The sequence below is a fragment of the Pedobacter africanus genome (assembly GCF_040548825.1).
Taxonomy (GTDB): domain Bacteria; phylum Bacteroidota; class Bacteroidia; order Sphingobacteriales; family Sphingobacteriaceae; genus Pedobacter; species Pedobacter africanus_A.
This window is the reverse complement of sequence record NZ_JBEPSL010000001.1, coordinates 248466-267648: the sequence shown is the minus strand read 5'-3', so window position 1 is coordinate 267648 and position 19183 is coordinate 248466. Positions and strand designations below refer to the sequence as shown.

The window sequence follows — 19183 nt, the reverse complement described above, 5'->3', positions numbered from 1 at the left end:
ACTGGCCGGCCTGGGCCTTTGAATGGCCTATTTTTACACCAGCAAAAAAGGAAAATAACTTTACGCAGGCTAAAGTTTATTGCCGGTTTAAGCTAACCAAATTAGCTTAGTACCAGACTTAAACAAGCGCAGTATGGCAAAGCTAAACAATGGCATCTTTGGTGCCATAAGTGGTAAAATAGGCAATATTGAAGGTTACATCAGAAAAGGGCAGCCCTTAATCAGGCTTAAAAAACGAAAAAGCAATATTCCTCCCAGCTTAAAACAACTGGCCGTAAGGCAAAAAATGAAGGTAGTAAATACCTTTATCGGCAGCATGACCGAATTTGTGGCTGCTGGCTTTGGCCTGGCAGCGGCTAATGAAACCTATACTGCAAATAATGCCGCCAAATCTAACCAGCTGTTAAATGCCATACAAGGTGAGTACCCCGATTACAGTATAGATTATTCTAAAGTACGGCTTACCGAGGGCATATTGCCAATGGCCGATGATCCGCAAGTAACAACGTTGGCCAATGGCCTGCTTTTTACCTGGGGTTTTGATGTAAACGAGGGGTATTATTACCAGCGCCAGCAGGTAATGTTACTGGCATATGCACCGGCAATCAACAAGTCTTTTTATACAGTAAGCGGTGCACGCAGAATTACCGGTGCCGAAACCATGGAACTCCCCCATGAGCTTAGCGGCCAGGTATTGGAATGTTATATCAGTTTTGTGGCTGATGACAGGAAGGCGATATCGAATAGTGTTTATGTTGGGCAGATAACATACTGATTGCCTGTCAACTTATCTGGTAACAAGAGGTTCGTTGGTTATTTTTTCCATTTGAACTACCAAGCCATCCAGACATTCCATTCTGTCGTTGGTAAGGGTTAACAAAGGCGATGCTTTTAATGCGGCAATTTTTTCCAATAGCTTCTCGGCCTCAACTTTCATTGCTACCAGCTCGGTAATGGCATTTTTACTATCAGGGTTCATACGGTACAATCTGATGCTACTTTGTACCTCAGTGGCATATAAGAACTGTAGTACATCCCAATAGTTATCGTCATACTCTGGAGTTGATAAAAGATTTATCATTTTGTTCATCAGGGCAAAAAAATCTGGTTTTTGAGTAGACATGGCTTTACTATAGTTTAATTTATTCAAATGTATGAAAATGATTGGGTTAGTTGGTAATGCAGCTAAAGGGTAGAAAGACGGTTGTAATTGTAAATAAATAGCTTAAATAGAAATTTTATTTTCTTTTTAAAACTAGGTTTAAAGATAATTCAAAGCAGATTTTCTACTTAAACTACTGTGTGTAAGGCATACACTATTAAAATATTTCTAAAAATATTTTACCAGGCAATATATTTTTCTGTTTACACTTGCGATGTTAATGTCTATAGATTTGAGATTGGCGGTACTATCACTAACCTTCCGCATCGCTTCCTTTGAAGCGATTTTGCTTTCTGTTTTTGTCTCAACCAACTGGTCTTCAAACTGATCTTTACAGGATTGCAAGGATGCAATACCTGCAATTACTAAAATTGATAAAATGATTTTTTTCATGGATTCATTAGTTTAAATATTATTCTGGTCGGTTATTTAGGAATTATCATCAAGGAGACATTGCCCAATTTCGCTATCGTTTTTCTGTAATCCTAAAAGACACTAAATTATGTTTCCCAAGCACGACCTACGGCGAAAATAGATTAAACTTTTCATTTCCAAAAGAACGGAATATCGTAAAAGACAGTGTCAAAAACAGCCTTTACTAAGCAAAAATGATTCTGTATGCTCTTTTTGCTAAAAATTTAATAGTGGGGAATTAAGGAAATATCTTTAATATTGACCTTTATTTTTCGTAAATTTAAAGGGATAGGAACAAGGTAAATGGGAATAGAAACCCTTCATGATGAGACCGATTTGCTAGGTAGAATTGCCCGGGGGGATCAGCGTGCCTTCAGTACTATCTATCACTCCTATTACGATAAAATCTATAAATTTTCCTTCCGTTTGCTGCTCTCCGAAGAGTTATCCGAAGAAATAGTGCAGGAAACTATGTTGCTCATCTGGCAGGGTGGCGATAAGCTAAAAGAAATCAGAAACCTCGATGCTTACCTAAAGACAGTGGCCAAAAGGAAAGTAATTGCCCTGTTTCGACGTAAGGCTATTGAAGATCGTGCGGTCAAAGAATTAAAGGCGGCCTATTCTGATGTGCACAATGAAACTGAAGAAGGTATCTTGCATAGGGAATCCCGCAAAATCCTCGATGAAGGCATCATGCTTTTGCCGAGTCAGCAACGGCTGGTATACCAGTTATGTTATCAGGATGGCCTGAAGTATGAGGAAGCAGCCGAAAAGCTGCATATTTCTCATGGTACTGTTCAAAGCCACATGAAACAAGCATTGAAATTCTTACGAAACCACCTTTCCAGTCATTCGGACATTGCAGCACTTGTGATCGTTTTCCGCTTGCTTTAATTTTTTTTTCCAGTTCGACTACCCCGAAAGTCACAGGAGTTCTACTTACTATTAAGGGGATGTTAAATTCATGTGAAAAACAACCTCCAATCCCATATAGAAATGAAAAACGAAAGAGCAGTTTTCCTCTACGAAAAATATATCAAAGATGACCTTAGCGCTGAAGAGCAGCTGGAATGGGATAACCTTGGTCTGGATTTGGATAATGATCAAGTGTTCCAGGAATTGGTCGACAGCTTCTGGGACAGTAAAAATGAAGATGTGCCAGGAATGAATGCTGCCCATGTTTCCAATGTGGAAGCGTATATTCTTGCGCAACCTCAGCCAGAACTTAAGTATGAAAAACCGTTTGTCAAAAAACTATGGCCTAGGATTGCGGTTGCTGCTGCCATAGCGGTAGTTGTTTTTGGAGCAGGGTTATTTTACATCAATCAGAAGCCTCAAGGTAATTCACAAATAGCTGTGCATCAAAAGGATATTGAGCCTGCTGGCAATAAAGCTTATCTAACGCTTGCCAATGGAAAACGTATTGCGCTTACCGATGCAAGCAATGGTAACATTGCAAACCAGTCCAATGTCCAGATTACCAAGACCGCTGATGGGCAACTGGTTTACACCATAGCCGAAAACAAATCGAACGTTAATTCTCCTTTGGAGTACAATACCATAGAAACCCCCAATGGTGGCAAGTATGACATCACGCTACCGGACGGAACGGCTGTTTCACTAAATGCGGCATCAACTTTAAAATTCCCGGTGTCTTTTGCTTCCCAAAAAGAGCGAAGGGTTCAACTTCAGGGTGAAGCTTGTTTTCAGGTGGCACATAACAAACAAATACCATTCAGAGTGTCTTCACCTGGACAGACGGTTGAAGTATTGGGTACACATTTCAACATCAATGCCTATGCAAATGAGATGGTAGTGAAGACCACGCTGTTGGAAGGCTCGGTAAAAATATTGCCTGATCATTCCAAAAATTTCAAAATACTAAAGCCTGGTGAGCAGGGAACATTACAGGATGATGCGGTAGAAGTCTCTAAAGCTGATACAGAACAGGCACTCGGCTGGCGAAATGGAGACTTTGTTTTCAACGGGGAAGACCTAAAAGCGGTTATGCGCCAGGTGGCCAGATGGTATGATGTAGAGGTTGTATATAAGGGAGAGGTGAATATTTCTGGTATTGTGAGTGCTTTCCCTAGAAATAAAAAGCTTTCACAGTTGCTTAAGGCGCTGGAAGCTAGTCAGGGTATACATTTTAAGATTGAAGGAAGGAGGATTTTGGTTATGCCTTAAAATAAAATTAAGGTTGGCTGAAAGTAAACCGGAGGCGTTGGAAGCGCCCCCGATTAAATATTCAGCTAATCGGATAATAATGCGACTAAACACAATTTTCAACAACTAAACTGAACTAAACAAATGTATAAATTTTACTATACAATTGGATATGGTATAACTAGCCATGTCCGAAAGTCCATAACCAGTTTATGGCAAATTGCATGGAATCCAAATATTAGAAAATGGTTTATGAGGATAAATTTAACATGCTTAATATTATTGATGGCTTTTTTGCAGATTACGCTGGCTGCAAATGCCCAGAAAATCTCTTTGTCTAAAAAGAATGCACCACTTACCGAAGTTTTTAAGGAGCTGAAGAAGCAGAGCGGTTACGGGTTTATGATCAACAAGGAGCGGATCAAATTAGCGAAACCTGTTACCATTACCGTGAATGGAGAGGAGCTGATAGATGTACTCGATAAATGTTTCAAAGATCAGCCCTTTACCTACAGGGTTGAAGACAAGATGATCATCGTGGTGGATAAAAAACCTGAACAACCTAGAATTGGTCTGCTTGATATCGATGTTAAAGGTCGAATTCTGGATGAAAACGGACAGCCGCTTGCTGGTGCCAATGTTCGGGTGAAAGATGGCAGTAAGTCAACGCTAACTGATGACAAGGGAAATTTTTCGATCAAGGGAATAAATGAAAAAGCGGTCTTAGAGATTTCTTATCTGGGATATAAAACCAAAGAAGTTTCTGCAAAACCTGATTTGGGGATACTCGTAATGGTTATTAACACTGGTGACTTAGATGAGGTATCTGTTGTTGCAAGTGGTTATCAGTCCATTCCAAAAGAAAGAGCTACAGGCTCTTTTTCCAAAGTCGATAATGCTACATTTAACCGTCAGGTTTCTACCGATGTGATCAGCAGATTAAAGGGCATAGCACCTTCAATTCTGTTTGATGAGCGTTCAGGAAGTCCAAAGCTTACAATCCGTGGACAGGCTACGATATTTGGTAACGACCAACCGCTCATAGTGGTAGATAACTTTCCTTATGAGGGCGATATCAATAACATCAATCCGAACGATATTGAGGATATAGATATTTTAAAAGACGCTGCCGCCGCTTCTATTTGGGGCGTAAGGGCTGGTAATGGTGTAATCGTTATCAAAACCAAAAGAGGACGGGCTAACCAACCGATGAGCATTGGTATTACTTCGAATGTGACTATTGGCGAAAAACCTGATCTGTGGTATAATCCAATAATAGCCTCTACTGATTTTATCGATATTGAAAAAATGCTTTTCGATAAGGGGTACTATAATACGATTATCAGTAATACGGCCGCCAACAGACCTTATTCCCCTGTAGTGGAAATTCTCAACAATCAAAAGAACGGATTAATAATGGCACAACAGGCCAATGCTCAAATTGATGCTTTACGTGGTTACGATTTACGTAATGATATGGAAAAATACCTATATCAAACTACTGTAAAGCAGCAATATGCACTAAACCTCAGCGGAGGTACGGATAAAAACAGTTATTATTTTTCTTCAGGCTTTGACAAAAATAGGAACTCGGAGATTGGAAACAGTTTTGACAGGATTAGCTTGAATTCTAATCAAGTGTTTCGTCCTATCAAAAACTTAGAACTATCAATAGGTCTAAATTATAACCAGAACAGCCAATCCACTTCAAATGTGGTATCCATGCTTAACAATATGGGACAAGAAATGATGTATCCCTACGCCAGACTGGTAGATGATAATGGCAATCCCGCAGTAGTAATTAAAGATCATAGCACAGTTTTAAAACAAAAAGCTTTAAATGCTGGATTATTGAACTGGGATTTTGTACCGCTTGATGAACTGAATTATCAGGATAATAAGGTAAAGCAATCGGAAATGAGGTTGAATACCGCATTTAAATACACTATTATCCCATCCCTGTCTGCTGAAGTGCGTTTCCAATATGAAAATCAGACAGGAAAAAGCCGCAATTTGTACGACCAAGACAGCTATTTCACACGTAATCAGACAAACTTATATACCACTTTTTCAAGTGGCGTCATGAAAAGGAATATTCCATTGGGAGGGATATTAGATAATACAAATACCGAACTCAATGCATTAAATGGACGCTTACAGTTGAACTACGATAAGAAATGGAACAAGCATCAGGTGAATGCCATTGCGGGTTTTGAAGCTAGGCAGAATAAGACTAATGGGGTTTCCAGTAGATTATATGGATTTGATCCTAATGTTGGGTCTAGCATTATAGTAGATTATATCTCCCAATTTGAGCAATATGGAAAAGGATATACTAACTTAATTTCCCAGAATAACGACTATTCTGAAACCTTGGATAGAATTCGTTCTTATTACGTAAACGGGGCTTACAACTACGATTTGCGTTATGTGCTATCAGCAAGTGCCCGTGTAGATCAATCAAACCTTTTTGGTGTCAATACCAACCAGAAATCTGTACCCCTATGGTCGGTAGGTGGTAAATGGAACATTGACAAAGAGAATTTTTACAATTTTAGGTGGCTACAAACATTAAGCTTCAGATCCACTTTTGGATACAGTGGAAATGTAGACAGAAGAGTGACCGCATACACCACTGCAAGGCTAACAAGCAATAGCATTAACCAATTACCCGCCGCATATCTAGTAAATCCGCCGAATAAAAATTTGAGCTGGGAAAAAAATGCCATGTGGAATATTGGTATAGATTTTACTTTGAAAGGTAGCAAGCTATCTGGAAGCGTAGAGTACTTCAGCAGAAAAGGGACAGATTTGATAGGCAATGGACCGATAGATCCGACAACTGGGTTTACATCTTATCGAGGTAACCTGGCGAATATGAAAGGAAAGGGATTAGACGTTGAACTAAATTCCATCAATATCCAATCAAAAAACTTTAAATGGTTAACCACGGCAATATTCTCTTATGCTAAGGATGAAATAATTAAGTATCAACGTATAGTGGATATTAGTAGCTTTGTTAGAATAAATGATTATAGCATTGGAAGAACTCCTACCGGTTATTCGCCAGTTGTGGGAAGGCCTTTGTTTGGTATATACTCTTATCCTTGGGCAGGCCTAAACCCCAATACAGGACAGGCTCAGGGCTTTTTAAATGGACAGGCTTCTACCGAATATAGTCAAATTACAACTGCGCTCTCACAAGACCCAGCCAATAATCTGGTTTACAATGGGAATGCTTTGGCACCATATTTTGGAGCATTGCGCAATACATTTGGTTATAAACAGTTAGAACTTTCTTTCAACATAACCTATCGCTTTGGATACTATTTCAGACGATATTCATTTATCAACTCTGGCCTACAAAGCTATTCTGTCCACGGCGACTATTATAACCGTTGGCAAAATCCTGGAGATGAATTAAAGACAGATATCCCTGCTTTGATTTATCCTGCTAATAATTTAGCGGATAATTACTATCAGTTTTCTGAAGCATTGGTAAATAAGGGAGATCACATTCGTTTACAGGATATATCGTTGTCCTTTAATTTAAATAGTGATTTTTTGAAAAAACTTAACCTAAGAAATTTTAAGCTATTTGCCTACGCCAACAATATAGGTATTTTATGGCGAGCCAACAAGGTAGGGCTAGATCCTGATTTTTCTATTATGAAACCAATACGGACTTTGGCTTTGGGGTTAAACTGTAATTTTTAAATAGAGCGATCATGAAAAAAAATATTTTAAATATATTATTAGCAACAATCCTCCTATTGTCATCTTCTTGCTCTAAGGAATGGCTTGAAGAAAAGCAGGATATTAAATTGGTCGTTCCAACTACGTTAAGCGACATGGATTTATTATTAAATACTGGCACTCTTGGCTACGATGCTAGAGGGGCATCAGAAATTGCATGTGATGACTATGAGTTTACTCCTGAGCAATTAGATGCTTTTTACTGGAGTATCGATAGAGACATGATTAAATGGAAATCGTTTGAAATACCTCAATACGGAATCTCAGATTTCGATGAATGGGATTTATCATACGCCCAAATTCAGATTGCAAATATTGTACTTGATGGTCTCGAAAAGATCCAACGGAATGATAATAACAAAGTACAATATGATCGAATTAAAGGTTCGGCATTATATTTTAGAGCCAAGCAGTTCTTAAATCTTTCCATGACATTCTGTAAATATTACAATAAAAATACAGCGACTTCAGATCTTGGAATTCCCTTAAAGCTTAGTTCTGATATCTCTGAAAAAATATTAAGAGATAATTTAGAGAATACCTATCAAAAAATTATATCAGATCTTCAGCAAGCAGCCAACCTTTTACCTGTTACTCAATCTAACCAATTTGCTATAGCAAAAGGAGGGGCTTTTGGGTTACTTGCTAGAGCATATTTATATATGGACAATTATACTAGTGCATTTAATGCTGCAGATTCGAGTTATAAATATCATAGTTATATTGAAAATTATAATACTGTCAATGCAACTCCCTCCAGGCCATTAAATATTGGAACAAAAGAAATGCATATCATTAGCGATCTTAGACGGCAGGTTTCGAGTTTTACGTTGGGAAGAACAGACGGGGAACTATTCAAACTTTACGAAGATAATGACCTTAGAAAAACACTCTTTTTTAGAATAAATGCTGATGGAAAGCCGAATTATAGAGGAAGTTATAGAGGTGGACAATTGTTCACAGCTACCGCCACTGATGAAGTTTTATTGATTAAAGCAGAATGTGCTGCCAGATTAGGCAGGTTGGACATTGCAAATGCCGCTTTGAATCTCTTATTAGAAAAAAGATATAAGACAGGAACCTACCAGCCGTTTTCCATCGCGAATCAAGATCAGCTTTTGGAAACAGTATTGAAAGAAAGACGCAAGGAGTTATTAGGAAGAGGACTAAGGTGGCAAGACTTAAAGCGCTTAAACAAGGAACCAAAATATACAAAAACTCTTGTTAGAAAGATTGGAAGCGAAGAGTTCAGGTTATTACCAAATGACGCTAGATATGTATTCCCAATACCTCAGTATGTCATCAATTTTAACGGCATCATTCAAAATCAATATTAAAACAACAACATGAAAAAGTTAATATATATAATCACTCTGCTTTGTTGCTCAATTAATGTTTTGGCGCAAGGAAATACAAAAATATCGGGAACAGTTGCAAATGCAAAGGACTCTTTACTTAATATAAACATTCAGATTAAAGGTCTTTTAGATGATAAAGATTACAAACTTGCAACAAGGACTGGAAATTTTGAATTGAAATTTAATATCGACAGGCCAACGCAAGTGGCGATAATAATTAATGATAATTTCGTTTTTTTTCCAGGTGTATTTAATATCCTCGTGGAGCCTGGCGATAATATCCATATTGCTATACCAGAGCTGAAAAGAAATTTAGGTTATCCTTGGGGAATCACGAAACTTAGTTTTTCTGGTAAAGGAAGTGAGAAAATTAATCTGCTACAAAGTGCTGTAGTTAGTTCTTTTAAAATTTGGAACTCGGAACCTAATTATCAGAAACAATCGTTGACCTACAAATACGAAAGCGCAGATAGAAAGTTAAGTTTGATAGATTCGGTGTTTAACACCTTCAAGGGTAATGTTTCTATAAATGCAAAGAACATTATGAAGGCAAGCTTATACGACGGAATATTGGACATGCTTTTTTACTCCTCTGTATACACCGAAAATGATTCATTGAGGTTTTTGTTCAATAAATACATCATTGAAAAAAGTAGAGTGGATGTCTTTTTTATTGATAATGTAATCTATTATGAAGGTTTCAAGACAATTTCCAATTATATTGTTCTTTCAGAATTCAATAATCCAGTATATGTTGGAGGGGAGTCTTTCAGGAAAAAAAACAGATTCAGTATTGCAAAGATGAGCTTAAAACGTGTAAATGGTAAACCCATTGTTAGAGATTATCTATTATCAATGTGTTTGCTTGAAGACTTTAAGTCAAGACTAGACGAGTCCGCATTAAAAGAATTTTATCAATTCTATCTAAACAATGCAGATCCGAAAAATCCATTATATGGCGAAGTAAAATCTACTTATGAACACGTACAATACAATCTCGCCTCTGGTAAACCTTTTTTTAATTTTTCCTTACCTGATCCCAGTGGTAAGATATATCAACTAGCAGATTTTAACGGAAAGGTATTAGTATTTGATTTTTGGTTCAATGGATGTTCGGGCTGTAAACAAATGGTTCCAGTTATGGAAGAACTAGAAAAGGAGTATCACGGTAAGAATATTGAATTCGTTTCAGTAAACGTAGATAAAAGAGCTGACTGGCTTGGGGGTGTAGGAAAGTATTCAAGTAAAAGCTCATTGCAGTTGTATACGGAAGAAAAACGCTTTGATCATCCTTTTATAAAGTATCTAAATTTTACTGCTTATCCAAAATTGATAGTTGTCGATAAAGATGGAAATATGGGCGGCACACCTCCCGATCCTCGTAGTGACAAGGCTGGTTTTAAGAAATTTGTAGATAAGTATTTGTAGTTAAATGGATAATAAGCTAATCAGACCAAAAACATACATGAAAAAAATATTAAGTTTAAGCACCCTTATATTGATCGCTTTTCATTTAAATGCACAAATTATAGATCCCGTAAGTTGGATTTACAAGGTCAAAAGAACTTCCATTACTCATTGTTGCTTATTAAAGCAACAATGAGTAATGGATGGCATATTTATTCGGCTACCCAAAAAGGTGGAGGGCCACAACCTACTATTTTTCAGTTTGCTCAATCAAAAGATTATGAACTCGTTGGAAAATTGATAGAGCCTAAGCCATTGGTGAAGTATGAGAAAGTATTCGAAATGAATGTCTATTATTTTTCAAATACCGTTTTATTTTCGCAGAAGATAAAACTTAGGGCTAAACAAACCAAGGTTAAGGTTAACGTGAGCTTCATGGCCTGTACCGATAGCCAATGCTTACCGCCAAAAGAAGTGTCACTAAGTATTCCAGTTACATAATAAGAATTTAGGTTACATAGTTAATAGCCAAAGGGGAAACTGCCAGGATTGGTAAGTCCCCTTTTTGATAAGTTTTTTACTCAATCCTCACCTATATGATAAAAGCTAACTTAGATAATAAATCGTTGGAAGTCGATGTTTAACCACTGCCCTTTTAATATCAAAATCCCTTCCTATTTTATATATCCAAGGTATGTGAGCCTTTTAGTATCCACCATTTGATGTTGTGTTCTTTTAAGGTCTACAAGCTGTTGTCGCAAGCTGTCGATTCAGCAAGCATAAATGTTTTGATTAAGGACTATATAGGTGGTAAACCTATTTTATCATAGAGGAATATTAAAATTAATGTTGTTTGCAGTCATGTATAGCTGGGGTGCATTGTCGTCTTCGCCAGGAATAGGACCTATTACAGGAAATAATGCCCGGCTATACCTGACTGTTACAGTGAAAATATGGCAGCGTGGGCGCATGTGTGGCTTTTTAGGCTTATGACCTACTAACAAAAATCATCCCACGCTGTTTTTAGAGGCTTTTATTCAATGTATAACATCAAAGAAGTATGGAACACGTTAAGCAGAAAAAGTATACTTATTTTATTGGAACCGATATCTCACGCAACAAGTTGGATCATGCAGTAATGAAAGGAAAGGTGCTGTTATTTCATAGGGAGACGGGTAATGATAAAGAAAGCATTAGCGATTTTATCTCTGAATTGAAAAAGTTGCCTGGATTTACGCTGACCAGAGCGGTTTTTTGCATGGAGCAGACGGGTATCTATACAAACCACCTAATATACGGCTTACAACGTTTGAAGACGAACCTTGTGGTAGAGGCGCCTTTACAGATTAGAAATTCACTGGGTAACATCAGGTCTAAAAATGATAAAATTGATGCCATCCGTATTGCTGAGTATGCTTACAAAAGTAGGGAACATCTTCGGTTGTATATCCCTCGCCGATTGGTTATCCAGCAATTAGCCGATTTGACTTCAATCCGGACACGCCTAGTTAACTTGAGGTTGATTCTTACCATTCCATTGCAAGAGCAGATCAGTTTTGTTAAAAAAGGTATTGCTAAGGAAGGGCATCGCTTATGCCAGAGGAGCAGTGAAGCGCTTAAGGATGACTTAATCGAGGTAGAACAGACTATTTCGGATATAATGGCAGCAGATGAACGTCTAAAGCAATTGATGAAATTGATAACTTCGGTTAAAGGTGTTGGACCAGTTACTGCTACACATATTATTATTTGTACAAATGAATTCCGGGATATTAATAATCCGAAAAAATTTGCCTGTTATGCAGGCGTAGCACCTTTTGTAAAGGAATCGGGTAATAACAGAGGCAGGCCTAGGGTTTCAAAGGTGGCAAATAAGAAAATGAAATCGCTGTTACATACCTGCGCCATACAGGCCATTCGTTTGATCCCAGAGCTTAAAGCCTATTTCCTTCGCAAGACAGTTGTGGAGGGTAAACACAAAATGTCTGTATATAATGCGCTGCGTTATAAAATGATCCTTAGAATTTTTGCCTGTGTAAACCAGAACAGATGCTATGAACAAACGCATATACGGGAAAGTTCAATCTCGCAAGCTACTCAGTTTGATGAGCAGGTATTTAACGGAGAGATCTCTTAATGGAAAGGATTGCAATGAAATGCTTAAATAATTTAGAGACAGTTAATAAAAGATGAATACGGCTGGATGATTCTCGCCATGTTTTTTAAAAATTAGTTGTTGACTATTTATTTTGAATGTCTGGGGCTTATACAACACTTGTCTTACTTGAACATCTTGAATTATTTTAAATATCGTCCCTTAATTCCCCACCAAGGGTATAAACCATAGCGAACTTGCTTTCAAATAAGGAAAACATGAAAAATATTGATTTTGAAAAAGCAAGTTTTAAGGACTTCGAGAACATACAAGGGATGGATCCCTATGGATGGGCAAAACTTTGGGGTGATTATGTTATTGACCGGAGCAAGAATGGACAGTTTAATTATCGGCAGGAAAACCTTTCTGGCTGTGGCCCTGAGATCGAACTCAATCTGCCTAGTAATCCACATCGTAATTTTGTGAGTTTGGTTTCAAACGACTATCTGGGATTTACCCAGCATCCAAAGGTCAAGGCTGCTGCTATTGCGGCGATAGAAAAGTATGGCTCTGGCGCTGGTGCATCTCCCGCAATCGGTGCCACTATTTGTTTAATGAAGAGCTCGAGCGGAAGATCACATTTTTTTAAGCGGAGCTGGTCACCTGACTGGTTCCGCTTTTTTCTTTAACAGCGTTTCAATAAAAGTAGCTGTACCAATGTTAATTATCATTGATCTTTATCCTTTGGCGGAGGATCAGCGGTTAAAGTCTCAGAGTTTATACTTCTTAAATATGTAGCATTTTTAGTACTATCATTATCAAGGTATTGCTTATTCTTCTTTTTCGCTATCTTGTAATCCCCCCAGGAACTAAAATACATTTTCCAGGGCACCTGCTGCAAAACTAATGGATCTTTTTTTCCACTATTTGCAATATTGTAAGCTGATGCCTCAAGGACAAGTTATAGCCGCAAGACATAACCAGGTATTTTTACAGATAGATGCTATTGCCCATACAGGGGGGGGGTATCAGTTCGGTTATTCAGGAAATATTAAGTATCATTGCCGCCTGAATTGCGTAAATTTATAATAAATAGATAGCTATAATGCCTGTTAAACCCATTGACCATGAAAGCGAATTGCTGGCCAAAATCGCCGGGGGTGATCAATATGCTTTTACAGTTTTGTTCAATCATTATGAGCGGGATGTGTACGCTGTGGGAAAAAAACTTACCTGGTCGCATGATCGGGCAATAGAAATCGTACAGGAGATCTTTATTAAAATCTGGGATAACCGTGCATCTTTGATAACCGTGGAAAATTTTGGCGCTTATCTGAACCGTCTTGTAAAAAACCATTCGCTGAATGTGCTGAAAAAGATGTCAAGAGAAAGCAGGAATAACCAGGTATTACAATCAGTTTCGACTGAACTGGACGATTCGACTAGCATTCAGCTCGATTATAATGATGCGTTGGGAGTACTAAATGAGGCTTTGGACTCGCTTACCCCTCAGCAGCGCAAGGTTTACATACTTTGTCATCAGCAAGGACTGAAATATGAGGAAGCTGCTGCGCAATTGAATATTTCATCAAGTACAGTAAATGTGCATATGACCCTTGCACTGAAAAAGATCAGGGCGCACTTCGCTAAAAATGCAGTGTTTTATCCTTTACTGGTGATGATGCTATCAAAATAATCTTATTGATTATCAATAACTTAACTTACATTCTTAACTTTATTTTAACATAGACTAATTGCCTGGATGCCCGGCAGTTGTCATACCATTAAAAGGGGAATAAAAATTCTAAAAGGTATGACTAAGAATACAGAACGTCTGGACGAGCTTTTTGCTTTGCATCTTAATCAGTCTGCAACAGAGATGGAACAGGAAGAATTCTGGAGTTATGTAAATGACCCTATGTATGAGCAGGAAGTGAAAAATCTGGTAGCGGTGCTTTATTCGGAATCTGAGAACGTCTCGGTGATCTCTGAAGATGAGCGGGCGGTAATCCTTGCTGAGGTATTTAGTCCGCAAAGAAAACCTGTTCCCCTTCCCCCACCTGTTGCACGCAAATTAAATCTTTGGCCACGCATTGCGATCGCTGCTGCCATTGCTACGATTATTTTCGGTGCGGGTTTATATTATTATAACCTAAATAATAACATAGAGCAATCGGACCAGGTTGCACTGAAAAATGATGTTGCTCCAGGAAAATCCGGAGCAACTTTAACGCTTGCTAACGGTAAAAAAATCAAGCTAAGTGATGCAACCAATGGCGAACTGGCCAAAGAAGCTGGTGTGGTGATTAGCAAGACTGCTGATGGTCAATTGGTATATGAGATTAAGGGATCGAAATCCGGACCAGGCAAAATAAATACATTATCTACTGCCAAAGGGGAAACCTATCAGGTTCGGTTGCCAGATGGTTCTTTGGTTTATTTAAACGCTGCATCAAGTTTAACATACTCTGCTAACCTAAATGAGCGTGGGAAACGCAGGGTCAAACTTGACGGCGAAGGATATTTCGAAATTGCGAAGGATAAAGCCCATCCGTTTATAGTTTCGACTGACAAGCAGGAAGTAGAGGTTTTAGGTACCCATTTCAATATAAATAGTTATGTGGATGAGCCTGTGACTGCAACTACCTTACTGGAAGGTTCTGTAAAAGTCACTTCACTGGTAGGAGCCAGGCAAACTCCTACACTGAAGCCTGACCAGCAAGCGCTAAATGACGGAAGGGCAATTGTGGTGAAGGCTGTGGATACAGACAACATCACGGACTGGAAAGATGGTGATTTCAATTTGAACCGGGTGGATTTCAAGTCTGCGATGCGAAAGATTGCCCGCTGGTATGATGTGGAAGTAATTTATGAAGATGCTGTGCCCGAGGATTTTGAAACGGTGGGCTGGGTGTCGCGGGACAGGAAATTATCCAGTGTGTTAAAATCGATTGAGTCGATGGGCATCATCCGGTTTAAGGTGGAGGGACGAAAAATTTATGTGCTGAAAAACAATAAGAGATCATCTCCCTAGAGTGAAACAAAAATTAACAGAGTTATGAACCTAAATCAAATCGGAGATGAAAGAAATTTTACGACGGTAAGAATAAGATAAAAAAGCAAACCAGAAGCGGAATGCCCCTGGTCTGTGTTTGGACAATTAATTTAATCAACTGTTTTAACTGCAGGCCGCCGAAAGTTTACCAGGCCTGAGGCACCTGCATAGAACCAAACTAAACAAATGTATCATTATTATACCAAAAAAACTGGTATAACGTATGCGTTATACCTTAAAATATGGCTCATTATGCGACTGACCACTGTATTATTATTAGTATCGCTTATGCAGCTTAGTGCAGCTACTTTTGGTCAGCACATTACTATGAACCAGAGAAATGCACCGCTTGATCTGGTGTTGAAGGAGATCAGGAAGCAGAGTGGCTACGATATTTTGTCGGAAAGCAAGACGGTGCTGAAGAATGTAAAGGTTAGTGTAGTCGTGGTTAATGCCACTGTGGAGGAAGCGCTGAGCAGTGCTTTGAAAGGCCTTGAATTGACTTATGAAATGTCTGACAAGATCATCACCATTAAGAAAAAGCCAGAATCATTTATTGATAACCTTATTGCCCGATTTCAGAAGGTAGATGTAAAAGGAAAAATCGTTGATGAAAACGGGAATAATCTGCCGGGGGCTGCGATCAAAGTCAAGGGTACGAACCAGAGTACCAGAGCAAATGAAAATGGGGAGTTTTATTTAAGTGGAATAGATGAAAAAGCGGTCTTAGAGATTTCTTATCTGGGGTATAAAACCATAGAAGTTTCTGCAAAACCAGATCTGGGGATACTGGTAATGGTTATTAACACTGGTGAATTAGATGAGGTGAAAGTCGTATCTACAGGTTATCAAAATATTCCTAAAGAAAGAGCCACGGGCTCATTCACTCAAATAGATAATGAATTACTAAATAGACGAGTAAGCACGAATATTTTAGATCGTTTAGATGGTATTACCAGTGGTTTGAGCTTTAGTAAAGCTTCAAGTTCGACAGGTCTTTTGCCTTCTAATTCTAAAACTGGTATTTCCATAAGAGGAACAAGCACAATTGATACCAAAGTAAGCGCTGATCCACTGATAGTTCTTGACAATTTTCCATACGAGGGTAATTTAGACAATATAAATCCCAACGACATTGAAAGCATAACTGTTCTTAAGGATGCTGCCGCTGCATCAATTTGGGGCGCAAGATCGGGTAATGGCGTGATTGTAATAACAACGAAGAAAGGTAAACTCAATCAATCCTTAAATATCGAGTTTAATTCAAATTTTACGATTGGTGAAAAGCCTAATCTAAAATATTCCCGAAATTTTATTCAATCTACCGACTATTTAGAAATAGAAAAATATCTTTTTGACCAAGGTTACTACGATTCTGATATTACAAATACCATGACTTATCCTGCATTATCGGGAGGTGTAGAAATCTATTCAAAACAAAAGTTGGGGATTATCACTGATAAGGAGGCAAATGACCAATTATCCATATTGAGGAATTTGGACGTTCGTGATGAAATTTCAAAATATTTTTATCAGAAAAGCTTTAATCAGCAATATGCATTAAATCTGCGGGGAGGTACACAAAAAGCAACCTACGCCTTGACATTTGGTATTGATAAAAATAGGAACTATATGGTCAATCATGACTATAATAGGACTAGTTTCAGCTCTACCAATACATTCAGACCTATAAAGAATTTAGAGTTTTCTGCTGGTATTATCTATAATCGGACAAATAATGTTCTTGGATCAGGTTACAGCTCAAGTTTGCCTTATAACAAGTTGTCGGATCAGAATGGTAATGCTCTTAGTGTTCCATACGTGTATAGCGATGCTTATAAAAAATCAAAGGAAGATTTGGGCTTTCTAGATTGGGCTTATAGGCCATTAGCCGAAAGGGATTTCTCTAAGAACAAAACCACTTATAATAATGTACTATTAAAAGGAGGTGCAGCCTATACATTTACAAATTTCCTAAAAACCCAGATTCAATACCAAATGGAAAATGAAATTGGTGAAAATTCTAATTTCAACAGTGTACAAAGCTATTATGCTAGAAATCTGATCAATACCTATACCCAGTATGACAATATTACCAAGGCGTTTTCATATCCATTTCCAAAAGGTGGTATTCTTGGTAACGTCGATATGGAAACAAAAGCAAACTCATTCAGATGGCAAGTAAATTATGATCAAAGTTTTAAAGATAAGCATCAAATTAATGCTATAGCAGGAACTGAAATCCGTCAGGTAGTTACGAAATCTTTTACGAATAACCTTTATGGTTATGATGATGAGCTTGGAATTTCTGTTACAAATTTAAATTACGATACATACTACAGTGTAAATCCAGAGGCATATGGAACCAGGTTACTACCAGCGGCTGATGGAGACGTTGCTCCAACAGAGTTTACCAATCGCTTTGTTTCCTATTTTGCAAATGCCTCATATGTGTATAATAAAAGATATGTGGTTTCATTAAGCGGTAGAAAAGATGGCGCAAACATTTTTGGTGTCAATACCAATGATAAAGTGACACCATTGTGGTCTGCAGGTTTAACATGGAATATTAGTAATGAATCATTCTACCATTTTAAACTTTTGCCATATCTAAAATTGCGTAGTACCTACGGATTTAATGGCAATGTATATAACGCATCAGCATATCTGACAGCTGAATATTCAACCAGTCTTTTAACACGTGCCAGGATAGCAACAATTAAGAGTCCCCCAAATCCAGAACTTCGCTGGGAAAAAATCAAAAACTTAAATTTGGCCATCGATTTTGCATCAATAAATAATCGAATTACAGGAACAATAGAATGGTTTGACAAAGTTGGTGATGATCTTATACAAAACACCATATTGGCTCCCTCAACAGGATTTGAAACCTACAAGGCAAATTCAGCCCAAGTGGAAACAAAAGGTTTCGAGGTAAATCTTACCTCACAGAATATTAAAGGAAAGTTTAATTGGACGACAAATTTTATATTTAATTTTATAAAAGATAAAGTAAAAAAATACGATTTAAAGTATTCAAATTCTGAACTTGCCCTAAACAATTCCATCTTAGCGTTCAATGGTGGACTCTTTCCAGTAAAGGGTAACTCATTGTTTGGCGTCTATTCCTATAAATGGGCAGGTCTTGATCCTACAAATGGAGACCCACAGGGCTATCTTAATGGCGAATCTTCAAAAGACTATGTTGGCTTAATAAATTCCAATGATAATAGTGCCCTTGTTTATCACGGCTCATCCAGACCAACAACTATTGGCTCATTTAGGAATACATTCTCTTACGGCGATTTTTCAATTTCAGCAAATATAACGTACAGGTTAAATTATTACTTCAGAAAAATTTCAGCTAATACGAATTATACTGAAACCTTGAAATTTTTAAATACAGATTATAATAGTCGTTGGCAAAAAACTGGTGATGAATCTAACACTAATGTTCCTTCCTTCACGTATGATACCAATGCCAATAGAAATAGTTTTTATCAGAGTTCGGAGGCGTTGGTGGAAAAGGGGGACCATATCAGATTACAGGATGTATCAATTGCGTACAATTTTCCAAAAGGTTTTTCTTCTAAAATTGGTTTAAAATCGGCTCAAATCTACGGCTATGTTAATAATATCGGCATTCTATGGAAAGCTAATAATTCAGGTATTGATCCTGATTACAATCAAAATCTTTTTTCTGGATATACAGGAAATATCGTTTCACCTCGTACTTATGCATTGGGCATAAGAGCGAATTTTTAATCTTG

General features: G+C 37.8%; 14 protein-coding genes. 12 read left to right on the top strand and 2 right to left on the bottom strand.

Annotation, left to right across the window (positions count from 1 at the left end; translation table 11 throughout):
- Nucleotides 1-133 precede the first annotated feature (133 nt).
- Entirely contained in the window at nt 134-775 is a 642-nt protein-coding gene (locus tag ABIE26_RS01100) for a DUF6266 family protein (protein ID WP_310141026.1), read from the top strand.
- Nucleotides 776-787: 12 nt separating this feature from the next.
- Here ABIE26_RS01100 and ABIE26_RS01095 read toward each other — a convergent pair whose 3' ends face one another.
- Both ABIE26_RS01095 and ABIE26_RS01090 read right to left on the bottom strand, forming a co-directional pair.
- Nucleotides 788-1123: a hypothetical protein gene (locus ABIE26_RS01095; protein ID WP_310141029.1), complete on the bottom strand. Its 336-nt coding sequence runs from the start codon at nt 1121-1123 to the stop codon at nt 788-790.
- A 207-nt stretch (nt 1124-1330) separates the two neighbouring features.
- Nucleotides 1331-1555 carry a hypothetical protein gene (locus ABIE26_RS01090; protein ID WP_310141032.1) on the bottom strand — a complete coding sequence of 75 codons (225 nt, stop codon included), beginning with the start codon at nt 1553-1555 and terminating at the stop codon, nt 1331-1333.
- Between the two features lie 324 nt (nt 1556-1879).
- Between ABIE26_RS01090 and ABIE26_RS01085 the strand changes: the two genes are divergently transcribed.
- The 11 genes from ABIE26_RS01085 (at nt 1880) to ABIE26_RS01035 (ending at nt 19178) form a co-directional block, all read left to right on the top strand.
- Nucleotides 1880-2470, top strand: coding sequence for an RNA polymerase sigma factor (locus ABIE26_RS01085; protein WP_310141033.1), 591 nt, complete (start codon nt 1880-1882; stop codon nt 2468-2470).
- Nucleotides 2471-2572: 102 nt separating this feature from the next.
- Entirely contained in the window at nt 2573-3763 is a 1191-nt protein-coding gene (locus tag ABIE26_RS01080; RefSeq protein ID WP_310141038.1) for a FecR family protein, read from the top strand.
- A 123-nt stretch (nt 3764-3886) separates the two neighbouring features.
- A complete protein-coding gene (locus tag ABIE26_RS01075) occupies nt 3887-7459 on the top strand; it encodes a SusC/RagA family TonB-linked outer membrane protein (protein ID WP_310141041.1) in 3573 nt (1190 codons plus the stop codon).
- Between the two features lie 11 nt (nt 7460-7470).
- Nucleotides 7471-8835 carry a RagB/SusD family nutrient uptake outer membrane protein gene (locus tag ABIE26_RS01070; RefSeq protein ID WP_310141044.1) on the top strand — a complete coding sequence of 455 codons (1365 nt, stop codon included), beginning with the start codon at nt 7471-7473 and terminating at the stop codon, nt 8833-8835.
- A gap of 9 nt (nt 8836-8844) precedes the next feature.
- Entirely contained in the window at nt 8845-10284 is a 1440-nt protein-coding gene (locus ABIE26_RS01065) for a TlpA family protein disulfide reductase (RefSeq protein WP_310141045.1), read from the top strand.
- Between the two features lie 114 nt (nt 10285-10398).
- On the top strand, nt 10399-10764 hold the full coding sequence (locus ABIE26_RS01060; protein WP_310141046.1) for a protein-disulfide reductase DsbD domain-containing protein: 366 nt from the start codon (nt 10399-10401) through the stop codon (nt 10762-10764).
- A gap of 559 nt (nt 10765-11323) precedes the next feature.
- Nucleotides 11324-12400 (top strand): IS110 family transposase, encoded by a 1077-nt coding sequence (locus ABIE26_RS01055; protein WP_310141048.1) that lies wholly within the window; start codon nt 11324-11326, stop codon nt 12398-12400.
- Nucleotides 12401-12636: 236 nt separating this feature from the next.
- Nucleotides 12637-13047 carry a hypothetical protein gene (locus ABIE26_RS01050; protein WP_310141050.1) on the top strand — a complete coding sequence of 137 codons (411 nt, stop codon included), beginning with the start codon at nt 12637-12639 and terminating at the stop codon, nt 13045-13047.
- A 416-nt stretch (nt 13048-13463) separates the two neighbouring features.
- Nucleotides 13464-14054 carry an RNA polymerase sigma-70 factor gene (locus ABIE26_RS01045; RefSeq protein ID WP_310141052.1) on the top strand — a complete coding sequence of 197 codons (591 nt, stop codon included), beginning with the start codon at nt 13464-13466 and terminating at the stop codon, nt 14052-14054.
- Nucleotides 14055-14171: 117 nt separating this feature from the next.
- Nucleotides 14172-15392: a FecR family protein gene (locus ABIE26_RS01040; protein ID WP_310141055.1), complete on the top strand. Its 1221-nt coding sequence runs from the start codon at nt 14172-14174 to the stop codon at nt 15390-15392.
- Between the two features lie 273 nt (nt 15393-15665).
- On the top strand, nt 15666-19178 hold the full coding sequence (locus ABIE26_RS01035; RefSeq protein ID WP_310141058.1) for a SusC/RagA family TonB-linked outer membrane protein: 3513 nt from the start codon (nt 15666-15668) through the stop codon (nt 19176-19178).
- Nucleotides 19179-19183: the final 5 nt, after the last annotated feature.